At 68.3% G+C, this 17,510-nt stretch carries 13 protein-coding genes and 1 pseudogene; 10 read left to right on the top strand and 4 right to left on the bottom strand.

Annotated features, from left to right (window positions below; genetic code table 11):
- Positions 1-167 precede the first annotated feature (167 nt).
- Both OHO27_RS10590 and OHO27_RS10585 read left to right on the top strand, forming a co-directional pair.
- The gene (locus tag OHO27_RS10590; RefSeq protein WP_328422588.1) at positions 168-992 is read left to right on the top strand and encodes a GNAT family N-acetyltransferase; all 825 of its coding nucleotides are present in this window, start codon (positions 168-170) and stop codon (positions 990-992) included.
- Positions 993-1,441: 449 nt separating this feature from the next.
- A complete protein-coding gene (locus tag OHO27_RS10585; protein ID WP_328422586.1) occupies positions 1,442-3,430 on the top strand; it encodes an ATP-dependent DNA helicase in 1,989 nt (662 codons plus the stop codon).
- Between the two features lie 235 nt (positions 3,431-3,665).
- Here the strand turns inward: OHO27_RS10585 and lexA are convergent, their stop codons facing one another.
- Positions 3,666-4,445: a transcriptional repressor LexA gene (gene lexA / locus OHO27_RS10580; protein ID WP_328422584.1), complete on the bottom strand. Its 780-nt coding sequence runs from the start codon at positions 4,443-4,445 to the stop codon at positions 3,666-3,668.
- Positions 4,446-5,007: 562 nt separating this feature from the next.
- Here lexA and nrdR point away from each other — a divergent pair.
- Together nrdR and OHO27_RS10570 are read left to right on the top strand one after the other, a co-directional pair.
- Entirely contained in the window at positions 5,008-5,577 is a 570-nt protein-coding gene (gene nrdR / locus OHO27_RS10575; RefSeq protein ID WP_328422582.1) for a transcriptional regulator NrdR, read from the top strand.
- A 165-nt stretch (positions 5,578-5,742) separates the two neighbouring features.
- A complete protein-coding gene (locus OHO27_RS10570) occupies positions 5,743-8,637 on the top strand; it encodes a vitamin B12-dependent ribonucleotide reductase (protein WP_328422580.1) in 2,895 nt (964 codons plus the stop codon).
- Positions 8,638-9,052: 415 nt separating this feature from the next.
- On the opposite strand, the gene OHO27_RS10565 is transcribed toward OHO27_RS10570, so the two are convergent.
- Positions 9,053-9,586 carry a TerD family protein gene (locus OHO27_RS10565; protein ID WP_328422578.1) on the bottom strand — a complete coding sequence of 178 codons (534 nt, stop codon included), beginning with the start codon at positions 9,584-9,586 and terminating at the stop codon, positions 9,053-9,055.
- Positions 9,587-9,741: 155 nt separating this feature from the next.
- On the opposite strand from OHO27_RS10565, the pseudogene OHO27_RS10560 reads away from it, so the two are divergent.
- The 3 genes and pseudogenes from OHO27_RS10560 to OHO27_RS10550 all read left to right on the top strand — a co-directional run bounded on the left by OHO27_RS10560 (position 9,742) and on the right by OHO27_RS10550 (position 12,043).
- A pseudogene (locus OHO27_RS10560) lies at positions 9,742-10,346 on the top strand (YdbC family protein).
- A 119-nt stretch (positions 10,347-10,465) separates the two neighbouring features.
- Positions 10,466-11,125 carry a histidine phosphatase family protein gene (locus tag OHO27_RS10555; protein WP_328422576.1) on the top strand — a complete coding sequence of 220 codons (660 nt, stop codon included), beginning with the start codon at positions 10,466-10,468 and terminating at the stop codon, positions 11,123-11,125.
- 12 nt (positions 11,126-11,137) lie between these two features.
- On the top strand, positions 11,138-12,043 hold the full coding sequence (locus OHO27_RS10550) for an ADP-ribosylglycohydrolase family protein (protein WP_328422574.1): 906 nt from the start codon (positions 11,138-11,140) through the stop codon (positions 12,041-12,043).
- A gap of 371 nt (positions 12,044-12,414) precedes the next feature.
- Here the strand turns inward: OHO27_RS10550 and OHO27_RS10545 are convergent, their stop codons facing one another.
- Positions 12,415-13,962 carry an MFS transporter gene (locus OHO27_RS10545; RefSeq protein WP_328422572.1) on the bottom strand — a complete coding sequence of 516 codons (1,548 nt, stop codon included), beginning with the start codon at positions 13,960-13,962 and terminating at the stop codon, positions 12,415-12,417.
- A gap of 187 nt (positions 13,963-14,149) precedes the next feature.
- Between OHO27_RS10545 and OHO27_RS10540 the strand changes: the two genes are divergently transcribed.
- The 3 genes from OHO27_RS10540 to OHO27_RS10530 all read left to right on the top strand — a co-directional run bounded on the left by OHO27_RS10540 (position 14,150) and on the right by OHO27_RS10530 (position 16,258).
- The gene (locus OHO27_RS10540) at positions 14,150-14,773 is read left to right on the top strand and encodes a TetR/AcrR family transcriptional regulator (protein WP_328422570.1); all 624 of its coding nucleotides are present in this window, start codon (positions 14,150-14,152) and stop codon (positions 14,771-14,773) included.
- An 82-nt stretch (positions 14,774-14,855) separates the two neighbouring features.
- Positions 14,856-15,557, top strand: a complete 702-nt coding sequence (locus tag OHO27_RS10535; RefSeq protein ID WP_328422568.1) for a ribonuclease HII — start codon at positions 14,856-14,858, stop codon at positions 15,555-15,557.
- Positions 15,558-15,625: 68 nt separating this feature from the next.
- Complete coding sequence (locus tag OHO27_RS10530; protein WP_328422566.1) at positions 15,626-16,258, top strand: hypothetical protein; 633 nt, start codon at positions 15,626-15,628, stop codon at positions 16,256-16,258.
- 468 nt (positions 16,259-16,726) lie between these two features.
- On the opposite strand, the gene OHO27_RS10525 is transcribed toward OHO27_RS10530, so the two are convergent.
- Positions 16,727-17,362 carry a hypothetical protein gene (locus OHO27_RS10525; RefSeq protein WP_328422564.1) on the bottom strand — a complete coding sequence of 212 codons (636 nt, stop codon included), beginning with the start codon at positions 17,360-17,362 and terminating at the stop codon, positions 16,727-16,729.
- Positions 17,363-17,510 lie beyond the last annotated feature (148 nt).

Below are 17,510 nucleotides of genomic sequence, written 5' to 3'. Positions count from 1 at the left end.
CTCGCCCCTGGCCCCTCGCCACACCGCACTTCTGAGTCAGGCCTCACCTCCGACCACGGTCGCTCCATCGCTCGGCTTCTGCACTCCCGACATCGCCTCCGGCTGTCACCAACACCCTTCATCCCTGAGGAACATGCCCCGCCCCACCTCCTGAGAGGAGCGTCGCCGTGCCTCCCACCGACGCGAGCGCCGACGCCGGTACTGCCCCCGTCACCGACATCTGTGCCGCCATGAGCCTGGGTGCTCGTGATGGCCGTATCTCCGAGGCGGGCGTGTGCGCAGACAGTGAGGACACGCTGGACATGCGCCTGCCCGACGAGATCGTCGCTCTCTTCGCGGAGGAGCCCCGTGCCGCCCGGGAGCAGAGCTCAGGCGCTACCTCGGTCCCATTCGCCTCGGATCCAGATCTCCCGAACACCGACGATCTGCTTGACCGCGTTGCCGAATGGGGGCCGATCAGCACACCCGCAGGAGCGCTTCACCTTGTCCCTGCGCGGATCGAACGAGACCTTCCGATCATCGACCGGTGGATGAACGACCCCGCCATCGCCGCGTTCTGGGGGTTGGCCGGGCCCCGGAACGCGACCGAGGAGCATCTGAGGTCCCATCTCTCCGGTGACGGACGCAGCGTCCCGTGCGTGGGCCTGCTTGATGGCACGCCGATGAGCTATTGGGAGCTCTACCGAGCCGACCTCGACCCGCTCGCCCGGTATTACCCGGCCCGACCCCACGACACCGGACTCCACCTCCTCATCGGTGCTGTCGGCGACCGCGGGCGAGGCCTTGGCGGCACCCTTCTCCGAGCCGTCGCCGACCTGGTCCTCGACAAGCGGCCCCCCTGCGCGCGCATCGTCGCCGAACCCGACATTCGCAACACCCCTTCCGTCGCCGCGTTCCTGAGCGCCGGTTTTCGGTTCTCCGCCGAGATCGAGCTGCCCGCCAAGCGGGCTGCCCTCATGGTGAGAGACCGGAGCCTGCGCCATCTGTTGTGACACCGTGTCGCAGCGTCATCACAACTGGTACACCGGTCGGGGCGATCTGGTTCCCACCCGGCTCTGGCTCGCGGTCGAGCGGTTGGTGCACTCGACGACTCGGATCACGCTCACGGAGCGATTGGCTGCGGGATTCCTACCTGCCGAATCTGTTTCCCACCCGGGTCGCGGACGAAGGACCCCGCCGTAGACCCCGCCGTTTCCGGTCGGTCCGGTCGCCATCGAATCGCCCCGGTCGCAAACGAGTCGACCCGGTCGCAACCGATCCTCCCTGGCCATGGGCGAACCAACCACACCGCTATACGCACAACACGTGAGCGTGATCGAACCAACCCCACACCCACCCGAACCGACCCGATCTCACTCGGAGTGGTCCGGGTCTTGGTCCCGCCCTGCGTCCCCACCGTGATCGCCCGTTTGTCAGTGCCTGGCCGTAGGGTGGTCACGCTATGACGAAGCCCCCACTCCCCGAACTCCTGCACGCTGCCGTCACTGCCGTCGGCGGTACGGAGCGCCCGGGCCAGGTGACCATGGCCGAATCCGTCGCGGAGGCGATCGACGGCGGTTCCCATCTGCTGGTCCAGGCCGGCACCGGCACCGGAAAGTCGCTCGGATATCTCGTGCCCGCGCTCGCACAGGGGGAGCGCGTCGTCGTGGCGACGGCCACGCTGGCCCTGCAGCGCCAGCTCGTGGAGCGGGACCTGCCGCGCACCGTCGACGCACTGCACCCGCTGCTGCGCCGGCGCCCCGAGTTCGCGATGCTCAAGGGCAGGTCGAACTACCTTTGCCTGCACCGCTTGCACGAGGGCGTGCCGCAGGAGGAGGACGAAGGTCTCTTCGACCAGTTCGAGGCGGCCGCGCCGACGAGCAAGCTGGGGCAGGACCTCCTGCGGTTGCGCGACTGGTCGGACGAGACGGAGACGGGTGATCGCGACGATCTGACACCCGGTGTGTCCGACCGGGCCTGGGGCCAGGTGTCGGTGTCGTCGCGGGAGTGCCTGGGCGCTTCGAAGTGCGCGTACGGTGCCGAGTGCTTCGCCGAGATGGCCCGTGAGCGGGCCAAGCTCGCGGAGGTCGTGGTCACCAACCACGCGCTGCTCGCGATCGACGCCATCGAGGGCGCCCCCGTCCTCCCACAGCACGAGGTACTGATCGTCGACGAGGCGCACGAGCTGGTCTCCCGGGTCACCGGAGTCGCCACCGGCGAGCTCACACCCGGCCAGGTCAACCGCGCGGTGCGCCGCGCCGCGAAGCTCGCCAACGAGAAGGCCGCCGACCAGCTCCAGACCGCCGCCGAGGGCTTCGAGCGGCTGATGGAGCTGGCCCTGCCGGGCCGACTGGAGGAGATCCCGGAGGACCTGGCCTACGCCCTCATGGCGTTGCGGGACGCCTGCCGTACCGTCATCTCCGCAATCGGCGCGGCTCGGGACAAATCCGTTCAGGACGAGGACGCGGTCCGCAAGCAGGCGTTGGCCTCGGTCGAGTCCGTGCACGACGTCGCGGAGCGCATCACGAACGGCTCCGAGTGGGACGTCGTCTGGTACGAGCGACATGACCGTTTCGGCGCGTCCCTGCGCGTGGCCCCGATGTCCGTGTCGGGACTGCTGAGGGAGAAGCTCTTCGCGGACCGTTCCGTCGTTCTGACCTCCGCGACCTTGAAGCTGGGCGGCGACTTCAACGGCGTCGGCGCCTCTCTGGGCCTCGCTCCCGAGGGCACGGAGGGCGATGATCTTCCGCAGTGGAAGGGAGTGGATGTCGGCTCGCCCTTCGAGTACCGCAAGCAGGGCATTCTGTATGTCGCCAAGCACCTTTCGCGCCCCGCGCGGGACGGCGACCGCGTGGACATGCTCGACGAGCTGACCGAACTGATCCAGGCGGCCGGCGGTCGCACGCTGGGCCTGTTCTCCTCGATGCGGGCCGCCCAGCTGGCCGCCGAGGAGCTTCGCTCCCGCATCCCTGAGTTCCCGATCCTCCTGCAGGGCGAGGAGACGCTCGGCGAGCTGATCAAGAACTTCGCGGCCGACCCGCAGACCTGCCTCTTCGGCACGCTGTCCCTCTGGCAGGGCGTCGATGTGCCCGGTCCCAGCTGTCAGCTGGTCGTCATGGACAAGATCCCGTTCCCGCGCCCGGACGATCCGCTGATGAGCGCGCGTCAGAAGGCTGTGGAGGACGTCGGCGGCAACGGCTTCATGGCAGTCGCCGCCACTCACGCCGCGCTGCTGATGGCCCAGGGCGCCGGCCGCCTCGTACGGGCATCGGGGGACCGCGGTGTCGTCGCCGTACTGGACCAGCGGCTGGCCACGGCCCGGTACGGGAGCTACCTCAAGGCGTCACTGCCCGACTTCTGGTACACGACGGACCGTAACCAGGTTCGAAAGTCGCTCGCTGCGATCGATGGGGTGGCAATAAAGGCAGAGGCAGAAAAGCAGCCGCAGTGATGGCGGAACAGCCAGGGTGAGGATCGGGGTTAGCCTGTCGCGGCGCCGCGACAGGCTAACCCCCGATCCAGAGCCCGCTGACGGCGGGGTTCCCGCACCGCACAGGGTTGGGGCAGCGGCACAGGGTCTGAAGCAGCGCGCACGGCCGCCCGGACAGCACAGGGCCCCGGAACCGGCGCAGGGGTCCCGGGGCCCGGTCAGAGGGCGCCGCCGTCGGCTTCGCCCGCCGCAGCCGTCACACGCGCCGCAGCACTGCCACCACCTTGCCCAGGATGGTCGCGTCGTCGCCGGGAATCGGCTCGTACGCAGCGTTGTGCGGGAGGAGCCAGACGTGGCCGTCCTCGCGCTTGAAGCGCTTGACGGTGGCCTCGCCGTCGAGCATGGCGGCGACGATGTCGCCGTTCTCCGCGACCGGCTGGCGCCGGACCGTGACCCAGTCGCCGTCGCAGATGGCGGCCTCGATCATCGAGTCACCGACGACCTTCAGGACGAAGAGCTCGCCGTCGCCCACCAGCTGCCGGGGGAGGGGGAAGACGTCCTCGACCGACTCCTCCGCGAGGATCGGGCCACCGGCGGCGATGCGGCCGACCAGCGGGACGTAGGACGCGGCGGGCTTGCCGGCGGTGTCCGTGGGCTGCACGGAGGCGGCCTGGTCGGAGCCTCGCACCTCGTACGCGCGCGGGCGGTGCGGGTCGCGGCGCAGGAATCCCTTGCGCTCCAGTGCCATCAGCTGGTGGGCGACCGAGGACGTGCTGGACAGGCCGACCGCCTGACCGATCTCCCGCATCGACGGCGGGTAGCCACGCCGCTGCACGGAATCCCTGATGACTTCGATCACGCGGCGCTGCCGGTCGGTGAGCCCTGAACTGTCCGCCCGGATGCCGGGAGGTCGGCCCGGCAGGGAGCGCTTGTGTCCCTCGGGACTCATGGCTTCGTTCATCGCATGCACCGGCTCGAGTCGGCCCTGGGAGCGGTCCTGGGCAGTGATGGTGGCACTGTCTGCGGTGGTGGTCACGTCGGCCCCTCTCGATGGTCTCCCTGCTGCACAACGGTAGTTGCTTTCGAAAGGTTGCGCCAAACACACGTTCGAGTGAAAAATCGCGAATCACCTGACGTGATCGTGTGTCTGGGTGTATGGCTGACGTGCTGCCCGAAGGGCAAAAGGGGCCATTGTTGTACCCTTCACCGCCGGGTGACGACCTCGTGGGTTGTTGCCCCAGTCTGCCATCCGGGATCGGATCAACCTGGAACCGACCCTCATCTGTGCGGGAGTCCCACGTCCCCTCCGTGTGGCGCTCACGGTATCTCCGTATGTGCCGTGGGGATACGGCCGTGCGCCAAGTGCGCCGCGCGCAGGTCCGGCCGTGCGGTGCCTGGCAATGTCTGAGCGACACGCGCGTATGGCGTCGATGTATGAGCCAATCCCCACATCTAGTGGTTGGATTGGAGCAGCAGCCCAGAAGTTGTGGTCCCCCCGGTCTTCGACCGCTCAGAGATCGCCTATGCTTGGGGCTGCTTCGCGGGGCCCATGAGGTCCAGCGAGGCTATTGAGTCTGCTGTGAGGAGGGTTGGGAGTTATGCACTGCCCCTTCTGCAGGCACCCCGACAGTCGCGTCGTCGACAGCCGTACGACTGACGACGGCACGTCGATCCGCAGGCGCCGCCAGTGTCCTGACTGCTCCCGTCGTTTCACGACAGTGGAGACGTGCTCGCTGATGGTGATCAAGCGGTCCGGAGTCACCGAGCCATTCAGCCGTACCAAGGTCATCAATGGCGTGCGCAAGGCATGCCAGGGACGGCCTGTCACCGAGGACGCGCTCGCCCAGCTCGGCCAACGGGTCGAGGAGGCGGTGCGGGCCACCGGAAGCGCCGAGCTGACCACCCACGACGTGGGGCTGGCCATACTCGGCCCGTTGCAGGAGCTCGACCTCGTCGCCTATCTGCGATTCGCCTCCGTGTACCGGGCGTTCGACTCGCTCGAGGACTTCGAGGCCGCGATCACGGAACTCCGGCTGGGGACGGGACGCACCGCCGCGGACGACGACGACCGCGAGAACGACGCATGCGCAGTCACGGGGGGCCAGGAGGACGACCGCGGGTCCGGAGGGACTGCACAGGTCCCCGTGCCCGCCAACGCCGCCGACTGAGGGCGAGCCGGGCCGGTCCTCGGACCTCCGGATCCGGCCGCGAGGCGGCGACAGAAGACCTGCTGCGGGTGGCAATCCGACGGTGCCCGCAGCACCAGACAGAACACCGTGCCACGGGGAACATCGGGGCACTTCAGGGCGTTTTAGCCCGTACAGGGAGGCGGCATGACAGAGACGGCGAGCGGTCCGGCACGGAGTTCCCGCGCCAAGGGCACCAAGGCGACCAAGGGACTGCGTATCGAGCGCATCCACACCACCCCCGGCGTGCACCCGTACGACGAGGTGGCCTGGGAGCGCCGTGACGTCGTCATGACCAACTGGCGCGACGGCTCGGTCAACTTCGAGCAGCGCGGCGTGGAGTTCCCCGACTTCTGGTCGGTGAACGCGGTCAACATCGTCACCAGCAAGTACTTCCGGGGTGCCGTCGGCACCCCGCAGCGCGAGGTCAGCCTCAAGCAGCTGATCGACCGCATCGTGAAGACGTATCGGAAGGCCGGCGAGGACTACAAGTACTTCGCCTCGCCCGCCGACGCAGAGATCTTCGAGCACGAGCTGGCATACGCCCTCCTGCACCAGATCTTCAGCTTCAACAGCCCCGTCTGGTTCAACGTGGGCACCCCGCAGCCGCAACAGGTCTCCGCCTGCTTCATCCTGGCCGTCGACGACTCCATGGAGTCCATCCTCGACTGGTACAAGGAAGAGGGCATGATCTTCAAGGGCGGCTCCGGCGCCGGCCTGAACCTCTCCCGCATCCGCTCCTCCAAGGAGCTGCTGTCCTCCGGCGGTAACGCCTCCGGTCCGGTCTCCTTCATGCGCGGCGCCGACGCCTCCGCAGGAACGATCAAGTCGGGCGGCGCCACCCGCCGCGCCGCCAAGATGGTCATCCTCGACGTCGACCACCCCGACATCGAGGACTTCATCCAGACCAAGGTCAAGGAAGAGGAGAAGATCCGCGCGCTCCGTGACGCGGGCTTCGACATGGACCTGGGCGGCGACGACATCACGTCCGTCCAGTACCAGAACGCCAACAACTCGGTTCGTGTGAACGACACGTTCATGAAGGCCGTAGAAGCGGGCGGCAAGTTCGGCCTCACCTCCCGTATGACCGGCGAGGTCATCGAAGAGGTCGACGCCAAGGCTCTGTTCCGCAAGATGGCCGAGGCCGCCTGGGCCTGCGCCGACCCCGGCATCCAGTACGACGACACCATCAACCACTGGCACACCTGCCCGGAGTCCGGCCGTATCAACGGCTCGAACCCCTGCAGCGAGTACATGCACCTGGACAACACGTCCTGCAACCTCGCCTCGCTGAACCTGATGAAGTTCCTGAAGGACGACGGCAAGGGCAAGCAGTCCTTCGAGGTCGAGCGCTTCGCGAAGGTCGTCGAGCTGGTCATCACCGCGATGGACATCTCCATCTGCTTCGCGGACTTCCCGACGCAGAAGATCGGTGAGAACACGCGCGCGTTCCGCCAGCTCGGCATCGGCTACGCCAACCTCGGCGCCCTGCTGATGGCGACCGGTCACGCGTACGACTCCGAAGGCGGCCGCGCTCTCGCCGGTGCCATCACCTCGCTGATGACGGGCACGTCCTACAAGCGCTCCGCCGAACTCGCCGCGGTCGTCGGCCCGTACGACGGCTACGCCCGTAACGCCCAGCCGCACCTGCGCGTCATGAAGCAGCACGCCGACGCCAACTCCGCGGCCGTCCGCATGGACGACCTGGACACGCCGGTCTGGGCCGCGGCCACGGAGGCCTGGCAGGACGTGCAGCGCCTTGGCGAGAAGAACGGCTTCCGTAACTCCCAGGCGTCCGTCATCGCCCCGACCGGCACCATCGGTCTGGCGATGTCCTGCGACACCACCGGTCTTGAGCCGGACCTCGCCCTGGTCAAGTTCAAGAAGCTGGTCGGCGGCGGCTCGATGCAGATCGTCAACGGCACCGTCCCGCAGGCCCTGCGCCGCCTGGGCTACCAGGAGGAGCAGATCGAGGCGATCGTCGCCCACATCGCCGACCACGGCAATGTCGTCGACGCCCCGGGCCTCAAGCACGAGCACTACGAGGTGTTCGACTGCGCCATGGGCGAGCGCTCCATCTCCGCGATGGGCCACGTCCGCATGATGGCCGCGATCCAGCCGTGGATCTCCGGCGCCCTGTCCAAGACGGTCAACATGCCGGAGTCGGCGACCGTCGAGGAGGTCGAGGAGATCTACTTCGAGGCCTGGAAGATGGGCGTCAAGGCGCTCGCCATCTATCGCGACAACTGCAAGGTCGGCCAGCCCCTCTCCGCCAAGACCAAGGAGAAGGAGAAGACCGAGATCACGGAGAAGGCCGAGGCCGCCATCCGTCAGACGGTCGAAAAGGTCGTCGAGTACCGCCCGGTCCGCAAGCGTCTGCCGAAGGGTCGTCCCGGAATCACGACGTCCTTCACCGTCGGCGGCGCCGAGGGTTACATGACCGCCAACTCCTATCCGGACGACGGTCTCGGCGAGGTCTTCCTGAAGATGTCCAAGCAGGGCTCGACGCTCGCGGGCATGATGGACGCCTTCTCGATCGCCGTCTCGGTGGGTCTGCAGTACGGCGTGCCGCTGGAGACGTACGTCTCGAAGTTCACGAACATGCGCTTCGAGCCGGCTGGCATGACGGACGACCCGGACGTGCGGATGGCGCATTCGATCGTCGACTACATCTTCCGCCGCCTGGCGCTCGACTTCCTGCCGTTCGAGACTCGCTCCGCGCTCGGTATCCACTCCGCCGAGGAGCGTCAGCGTCACCTTGAGACCGGTTCGTACGAGGCCGGCGATGACGAGGTGGACGTCGAGGGCCTGGCCCAGTCGGCACCGCGCGCACAGGAGCTGAAGGCCGTCGCCACGCCGAAGGCCGAGGTCGAGGCGGCCAAGCCCGCTCCGCAGCAGGCGCACACCAGCGCCGAGTTGGTGGAGATGCAGCTGGGCATCCAGGCCGACGCCCCGCTGTGCTTCTCCTGCGGCACGAAGATGCAGCGAGCCGGCTCCTGCTACATCTGCGAGGGCTGCGGCTCGACCAGCGGCTGCAGCTGAAAACAGGCGGAGTCACGTCGGACACAACATCCGACGTGACTCGCTAAGTCGCCTGACCAGCAGGTTTTGAAGGGGACCGGCCGATGGCCGGTCCCCTTCACCGTGCTACCAGCGAAGAACAAGCCTGTGACAGGCGATGGTGGCCCAGGGAGCATCGTGGCGTGCCGTCCCGCAGGAATCACCTCAGACACCTCACTCTCCAAGTCGTCACGCCGACGCCGGCTCAGAGTGGAGGCGCAGTCGAGATCCGACCGATCATCGACGGTGAGGACATCCTGGCTACGGCCTTCGGAGAGGGCCCCGCGGAAGGTCCCCGGCACCTACTTCCGCTCTCCAGCCCGCTGATGCAGTCGCGTGAGCCCAAAGAAGTCCGGCTCGCTGAAGCCAGATGCGCCGACGAACGTAAGGGCGACGCTCAGGGTCGGCGAGCCTTGCCCATGCTCGCTGTGAACGTCGCCGGGTCGTCCTCGAAACCATGGATGCCGGAGTGGAACTCCCACGTGCTCGATCCCTCGCGTACGAACTCCGCGACCGTGGCCGCCGTCGACCCGAGGACGCCGCCGAAGTCGTCCTCGGCCATGACGGTGTAGCCCTCACGGATGCGCAGGGCCGGATTGATGACGCTGACGAAGGTGCGCTGAGCGGGGCGCTGCTGGATGGCGACGCCGACCATCACGCGCGCGTACCGGCCGTCGAGCCGGTCCAGCTCCACGGTCAGGACCTCGTCCCAGCCGAAGCCCTTGCCGTCCTGGCTGTCCCGGTTGAGATAGATGGTGCCGTCGGGAGAGCGGCTGTCGAAGTGCACTACATAGGCGGGATCGCCGTACGGATCGCTCGCCAGGTAGGTCGCGGCGACAAGGTCCAGGTCGGTGGGCGGATCACCCGCCGGACTCGGATCCCACTTGACTGAGATCTCGACCTTCCGGATCCCCTTGTTGATCGCGTTCACCAGGCTTCCCCTTCCCCGTTGCGCTTATGGCTCAGCCTGAACTGCCCAGCAGGCAAGGCCGGTTGTCCATCCTGCCACGCGCGCGGCAACGAGCGCTGAAGACCTCTCCTGCCGAGCGTGACCGGCGCCACGCTCCGTGGCCTTACCATGGCGCGGTGCTGGTCAAGTGGATTCGCTGCACCGTGGTGGACCGCCGCGGCTTCGAGCGGGGGCAGCGAAAGTGGGCGGGGCTTCCGGGGAGCCGGGATTTCGGGGGCAGGGTGGGGGTTGGAGCCGGGGGCGGCAGGGGGTTGCGCATGTCTTCTCGTTCTGGGAGAGCCGTTCCTTCTACGACTCCTTCATGGCGCGCTCGCACGACAGACTGGCTGCGGCCCAGTCGGGCACCTACAAGGACATGCAGGTCAAGCTCTTCGACTACCGCTTCGACGTGAAGACCGGCTTCGAGCCTCGCTTCACCGACGCGGACCTCGTCCGAGTGGCCCACTGCCGTGTCCACGAAGACCGAGCCGAGCACTTCACGCTCATGCAGGAGAAGGTCTGGAACCCGGCGATGGCCGGCTCCCCGGGCATGATCCGCGGACTGTTCGGCGAGGCGCCGGGCCATGAGTTCCTGGTGCTGTCGATGTGGAGGTCGGCCGCGGAGCACGGCAAGTACCGCACGGAACGCGTGGAGCGACTGGCGCTGCGTGCCCAGACCGAGGCGGACGTTGCGGCCCTCACGGGCGACATCGTCCAGCTCGAATCGACCTGGATAGTTTGAATTCCGGACCCGCTATTGGTGCCTCCTGGTGTGGCGGCTGGTGCAGGAAATATGTGACCTACGCCTTATGAGGCCCGCCCGAGTCCACGATCGGGCCTCAACCGATCTAGGGTTCTGGCATGCCACGACCACGGCGCATCGTCCTTGTCCGGCACGGCGAGTCAACGGGCAATGTTGATGACACTGTGTACGAGCGTGAGCCCGACCATGCTCTGGCCCTGACCGAGCGTGGCTGGCGCCAGGCCGAGGAGACGGGCAAACGGCTGCGGGAGGTGTTCGGCCGCGAGCGGGTCAGCGTCTACGTCTCGCCCTACCGCCGCACGCACGAAACGCTGCGCGCCTTCCACCTGGATCCCGAGGTGATACGCGTGCGCGAGGAGCCCCGGCTGCGTGAGCAGGACTGGGGAAACTGGCAGGACTGCGACGACGTACGCCTCCAGAAGTCCTACCGGGACGCCTACGGCCACTTCTTCTACCGCTTCGTCCAGGGAGAGTCAGGCGCCGACGTGTACGACCGGGTCGGCGGCTTCCTGGAGAGCCTGTTCCGCAGTTTCGAGGCACCCGACCATCCACCGAACGTGCTGCTGGTGACCCACGGGCTGGCGATGCGCTTGTTCTGCATGCGCTGGTTCCACTGGACCGTCGCGGAATTCGAGTCGCTGTCGAACCCCGGGAACGCGGAGATGCGGATGCTCGTTCTCGGGGACGACGGCAAGTACACGCTTGACCGGCCTTTCGAACGCTGGCGAGATCCGGAACCGTACGGGATCACCGGATAGAGTGGCAGGGCGATGACCGCTGATTCCTCCCCCGAAGGGCGCCTGGACCGCGCCCTCGCCAGCCTGCGCGGACTCGCGGTGGGAGACGCCCTGGGCTCGCAGTTCTTCGTCCCGGTGAACTACCCGCTGCTGAAGCGCCGTGAGCTGCCGTCCGGCCCCTGGCAGTGGACGGACGACACGGAGATGGCCTGCTCCGTGGTGGCCGTCCTGGCCTCCCACCACCGCATCGACCAGGACGCGCTGGCCCGCTCCTTCGCCGAGCACCATGACTTCGACCGGGGCTACGGCCCCGCGGTCAACCGCCTGCTGCGCCTGGTCCGGGAGGGCGGTGACTGGCGCGAGCTGTCGGCCGCGCTCTTCAACGGACAGGGCTCCTGGGGTAACGGCGCCGCGATGCGGATCGCACCGCTGGGTGCCTGGTACGCGGACGACCCGGAGCAGGCGACCCACCAGGCCGAGATCTCGGCCTACCCCACGCATCAGCACCGCGAGGCAGTCGTCGGCGCCATGGCCGTAGCCGCGGCTGCCGCGCTCGCCGCCGCTCCCGGCGGTCCGCCCAGCCCCGAATCGCTCCTCGATGACGTCATCGCTCTCATCCCCAAGAGCGCGGTCGGGGCGGGCCTGCGGCGCGGGCGGGACATGCTCGACTACGCCGACGCGGCCACCGTCGCCGCCGTACTGGGCTGTGGACGGCGTACGACGGCCCACGACACCGTGCCCTTCGCCCTCTGGTCGGCCGCGCGGGCCCTCGGCGACTATGAGCGGGCCTTCTGGACAACCGCGCAGGTCGGCGGCGACGTGGACACCACGTGCGCGATCGTGGGCGGCGTGATCGGTTCCGGGAAGGCCGGGGCGGTGCCGGCCGAGTGGATGGAGCGGACCGAGGCACTCCCGGAGTGGGCGCCGGCGCCGGCGTAGCCCCGTTCAGCTGCCAGGTCGGAACCTCGTCGAGCCCGGGCTGCGGACTCTCCATGACTTTCTGTGCCTGACGGGAACTCTGCGTGACCGTTGGCCCGTTGTCGTGGCAGTGGATGTGCGACCGCTGGGGTCGCGTACGCAGGTGTCACGCGAGGGGTGCAGGGGGTCGAGCGATGGGGTTCATGTCGGTGCTGGGCGTGCTGCTCGTCTCGGCGGCTGCCGTGTGGGGCGGGCTTCGACTCCGTCGCCCCGGTGGCGCCTGCCGGACGCCGGGCATCGTGAGGGTGGTGCGGATAGCCGGCTCGTCGTCCTCGCCGTTGGCCCCTCGGACCCGGTCCGGCCATCCGCGGCCCTTCGAGGGCCCTGCCGCGTCAGCCGGCCATCGGACCCGCCGTACCGGCGAGGGCGTCCAGATCGCTTTTGCGGACCCGAATCACGAACCACGCGGTGGCCAGGGCGAGTACGGCCATCGCGGCGGCGGCCACAAAGCCGGTCGAGATGCCCTGGGCGAGTACTTCATGTCCCCACGGGCCGGGCAGCTGCTGCGTCTTGGCGAACTCCGCCTTTTGCTCGGCCGATCCCTCCGCCATGAACTTCGGCAGCTGCTTCTCCGCCTCGTCCCTGCTGGCCGAACCGAACACCGTCGTCAGGATGGACAGGCCGAGCGAACCGCCCACCTGCTGTGTGGCGTTGAGGAGGCCGGACGCGGCGCCGGCCTCATGCTGGGCGACACCGGAGACCGCGGTGACCGTCAGTGTCACGAAGTTCAGTCCCATGCCGAAGCCGAACAGCAGCATCGGGCCGAGGACTCCGCCGACGTACGAGCTGTCGGCGCTGATGAGGGTCTGCCAGGCCAGCCCGGTCGCCGTGAGCGCCGAGCCCACGAGCATGAACGGCTTCGGGCCGAGCACTGGCAGAAAGCGCTGCGACAGGCCGGCGCCGACGGCGATCACGACGGTCACCGGCAGGAAGGCGAGACCGGCCTCGATCGGGCTGTACAGCAGCACGTTCTGCACGAACAACACGATGTAGAAGAACATGCCGAACATCGCCGCGGCCAGACTGAGCATGATCACGTATGTGCCCGAGCGGTTGCGGTCGGCGAACATCCTGAGCGGGGTGATGGGCTCCTTGGCTCGCGACTCGATGAACGCGAAGGCCACCAGCAGGACCACCGCGGCGCCGAACGACCCGATGGTCAGGCTGTCCCACCAGCCTTCGTCCGCCGCGCGGATGAAGCCGTAGACCAGGGAGGCCATGCCCGCGGTCGAGGTCATTGCACCCGCGATGTCGAAGCGCCCGGAGTGCCGTTCGGACTCGCTGATGTACAGCGGCGTGAGCACCGCTATCAGGACGCCTATCGGCACGTTGACGAAGAGCACCCACCGCCAGTCGAGCCATTCGGTGAGCATGCCGCCGGCGAGCAGACCGATGGCGCCACCGCCCGCGGAGACGGCGGCGAAGACGCCGAACGCCCGGTTGCGCTCCGGGCCTTCGGGAAACGTCGTGGTGATGAGCGCCAGCGAGGTGGGCGACGCGATCGCGCCACCCACGCCCTGGAGCACACGGGCGGCCAGCAACTGCCACGGTTCCTGTGCGAATCCACCGAGCAGGGAGGCGAGGGTGAACAGCAGGATGCCGGCCATGAAGACCCGGCGGCGGCCCAGGATGTCACCGGCGCGACCGCCGAGAAGCAGCAGGCCACCGAAGGTGAGCGTGTAGGCGCTGACGACCCACGTGAGGTCGGTGGTGCTGAAGTTGAGGGCATTCTGAATGTGCGGGAGCGCGATGTTCACAATCGTCGCGTCGAGTACCACCATGAGTTGGCAGGCCGCGATGACGGTGAGCGCGATGCCGGGATGCCCCTCCCGGCGGGCCGCACCTGGTTTCTGATCCTTGATCAACTGAGAGGTTGTCACTATGGGTCCCCCACAAGTGCCTTAGTGAACGCTCGCGTTCACTGTTGCGTCAACCGTAGTGAGTCCCCAGTAGTGAACGCAAGCGTTCACTTATGTTGTTGTCGCGCGGTCTGTCCCCCTGTAGTTGCCGCGTGGAGTCCCCGTATCCCCGAAATCCCCGCCTCGCTTGTTCGTTGGAGATGCTCAGATGGTTACCTCGCGCTGGACGGCCGCCCCCGCTCGGTCGGCCTCTCCCCGCCGCCGTGGCGCCGCGCTCGAGCGCGCGATCCTCGATGCCGCGCTGGAGCAGCTCAGTACGGTCGGATGGAACGGCCTCACGATGGAGGGTGTGGCGGCCGGCGCCCAGACCGGGAAGGCTGCCGTCTATCGGCGCTGGCCCTCCAAGGAGGATCTCGTCGCCGATGCGCTGCGGGCCGGGTTGCCGAGCTTCGCGTCGGCTCCCGACCTCGGGAACGTGCGCGAAGACCTGCTCGAGCTGTGTCGGCAGGCGCGGGAGGCAATGTTCTCGCGGCCCGGTTTCGCGCTGCGGTCGGTTATTCACGAATGCGACAGTCTTCAGGCCGAGCGCTTTCACGGTGTGATCTTCGAGGGCGTCGTGGAACCCACGATCGCGTTGCTCCGAGAGGTCGTCAACCGTGGCATTGAGCGGGGAGAGGTGCGGGCCGGCGCGGCGAACGGCTATGTCTTCGACGCCATCCCGGCGATGATGATGTACCGATCAAAGATGTGCATGAGCGAATGGAATGATCGAGATCTCGAGGAGATGGTCGACCAGTTGATGCTTCCACTGCTCCGCCCGACGGCCCGCTGAACCGTGGCCGGACCGGCCTGGAGGTGGCTTCGGCGAACCAGGGTGTCGAAGCCGGTTCCGGGCGGCGTACGCTAAGGGCGCCATGCCGTACGAACCGCCTACTCACACCGTCGAGCGCTCCCTCCGAGCCACGACCGGAGCGAAGATCATTGCCGGTGTCGACGAGGTGGGCCGCGGTGCGTGGGCCGGCCCCGTCAGTGTCTGCGCTGCGATCACCGGACTGCGCCGGCCCCCCGAAGGCCTCACCGACTCCAAGTTGCTCACCGTCAAGCGGCGCACCGAGATCGCCGACCTGCTGCGGACGTGGGTGACCTCGTACGCCCTCGGGCACGCGTCTCCGGAGGAGATCGACGCCCTAGGGATGACTGCAGCGCTGCGGCTCGCCGCGGGGCGTGCCCTGGAGGCACTGCCGGTCCGTCCCGACGCGGTGATCCTCGACGGGAAGCATGACTATCTCGGGAACCCCTGGAGGGTCCGGACGGTCATCAAGGGTGACCAGTCGTGTGTGGCGGTCGCGGCGGCCTCGGTGATCGCCAAGGTGCAGCGCGACAAAATGATGGCCGAACTGGGTATCGACCATGCAGAATTCGGTTTTGCGGACAACGCCGGGTACCCGTCGCCCGTGCACAAGGCCGCACTGGCGGAGCGGGGACCCACCCCGTACCACCGGTTGTCGTGGGCGTATCTTGATGCGCTGCCCCAGTGGCGGCACCTCAAGAAGGTCCGCAGTTGGGTGGAAGGAAGCGTTCCGGAGATCGAGGGGCAGCTCGGCTTCGACTTCTGACGATTCCGCTCGCACTTGTGTGCCACCCGGCCATGCGAGCCGCACCAGCGTTTGATAAACATCAGCTCATGCCTCTCATTCCCGAGGAGCCTCAGATTCACGAGAGTGCCCAGGGTCCCCGCGTCACGCCGGCCAGCGGCCGCACCGCGCCGACCCCTCGTCCCGTACCCGGCCCCCGCCCCGCGGCTCCGTCGCGTCCCGGCCGACCCGGGCCCGTGCGGCCCGCGCCGCCGGTGCAACGTTCGCCGCGTGACGTGGCCAAGCCCGGACCGTCGGGTCCGGCCGCTCCCGCCGCCGCTCCGGCTGCGGCGACCCCGCAGATCCAGCTGATCCCGGCCTCGCTCGAGGGCGCGCTCGACGCTGCCGAGGAAGCCGTCGACCTGCTCCTGGAGTCGGGCCGCGCCCCCAGCGACGTCCTGGTGATCACCACTGGCGAACAGCACCCGTGGGCCGCCCACGAGCTGTCCTTCGGTGAAGCCTCCTACTGGGCGCAGCACGACGCCGGTGACGACGTCTTTTACGCCGATGCCTCCGTCGCCGATCGTGCCGCGTCGCGGCCGGTGGTCGTGGTGGCCGTCAATGGCGGTCCCGACACTGCTGCTGCCAGCGCCCTGCCTCTGGCCCTCGGCCGGGCCGGTGCCTTGCTGATCGTCTGCGGTGACACGCAACGCATCAACTCGGTGCTGGGCGTGGGCGTCTGAGCCGCTCCGGCTCGTCCTGGGGGAAACTCACAGGACACCGGGGGTGAGGCGCCGCTCTCGCGGCGTCTGCACGGCGGGCGTTCCGGTGTGCTCGGAGGAAGGCAGCGCGCGCCGTGCACAGGCCCGTCGGCTCGGATCGGGGTGTGAGTCCACGCCGTACAGGTGAGTCGGTGTGGGGGCGTTCCGCCGCGAGGGTCGGCTGATCACCAGGCGCATGCTGCCGCCGTGGTGCCAGTGCAGGGAAGCCCCGACTGGTTCATGGCGTGAGCGGGGCGGGTTTCCGTGCGGTGGGTTGCGCGGCGACTGCGTGGTGGCACCTCTCGGACTGCGGGGTGGCTCTCGCAGCGGCTTGGCGGTCCGCGTCGGGTCCTCGTCTGCCTTCGGCCGTCGTATCGCGTCCGGCGTATCGCGTGCAGCGAGCGGCGTGCGGCTCGACCGTGACGTTGGTCGAGACTCCTGCGGGCGTCCTCAGCGAGCCGCCGCGCGCCGTAGGACCTCTGAGGCCGCGCCGCCGGTGCGGGGCAGCGGGAGTGGTGACTCGGACGTGGCGAGAGGCTCCGGGGCCGAGTCGGTGTTGGGGCGGCGGCCGCCACGGCCCTCGCCGAGGACCTGCCAGCCGTCCTTTGTCAGCGTGACGTACGCGCCGCAGCGCAGGCCGTGCAGGGTGCAGGCGTCACGCAGGCCCCACATCCACGCGCCGTCCTCCTCCGTCCAACGCGCGTCGCCCTCTCGGCAGTAGAGCAGAACCGCGGTGCGCACAGGGGTGCGACGCCGCAGGTCGTGCGGGATGACGCGGCGGAGCTGGGCGAGCAGCGAGTTGCGGAACATCCAGCCGTCCGCCGGGGACGGGCGGCGTGTGAACGAGGCACTCGCGCGCACGCGCTCGTCCGCGTCGAGGACGGCCACGATCACGGTCGTCGGCCTTGGGCGGTGCCTGGAGTGCAGACCACTGACGACCTCGCGGGGATTGCGCAGCAGCGGGATGCCCGCGGCGGCCCACTCCGCTGGTTCGAGCATGCGGGCCAGCGGGTTGGCGGATGCGGCGGACAGGTCGGCTGACGTCGACACGGATGCCGCAGAGGACGGAGCGAATCCGAAGGTCACGGTCCTCCCTTCGGCTACGCGCCCACACTGCGGGCGAGGTCGGAATCGGGGAGCGCACACCGCAGCAGAGCCCTACCGGATCACGGACGGGCCGTGCGGGGAGCGGACTTCAATTCTTCCTGTCGAACCTGAATGCGGCAACGAGCAA

The organism is Streptomyces sp. NBC_00443 (assembly GCF_036014175.1).
Taxonomy (GTDB): domain Bacteria; phylum Actinomycetota; class Actinomycetes; order Streptomycetales; family Streptomycetaceae; genus Streptomyces.
The sequence above is the reverse complement of the archived record's forward strand: the minus strand, read 5'-3'. Positions and strand labels throughout refer to the sequence as shown.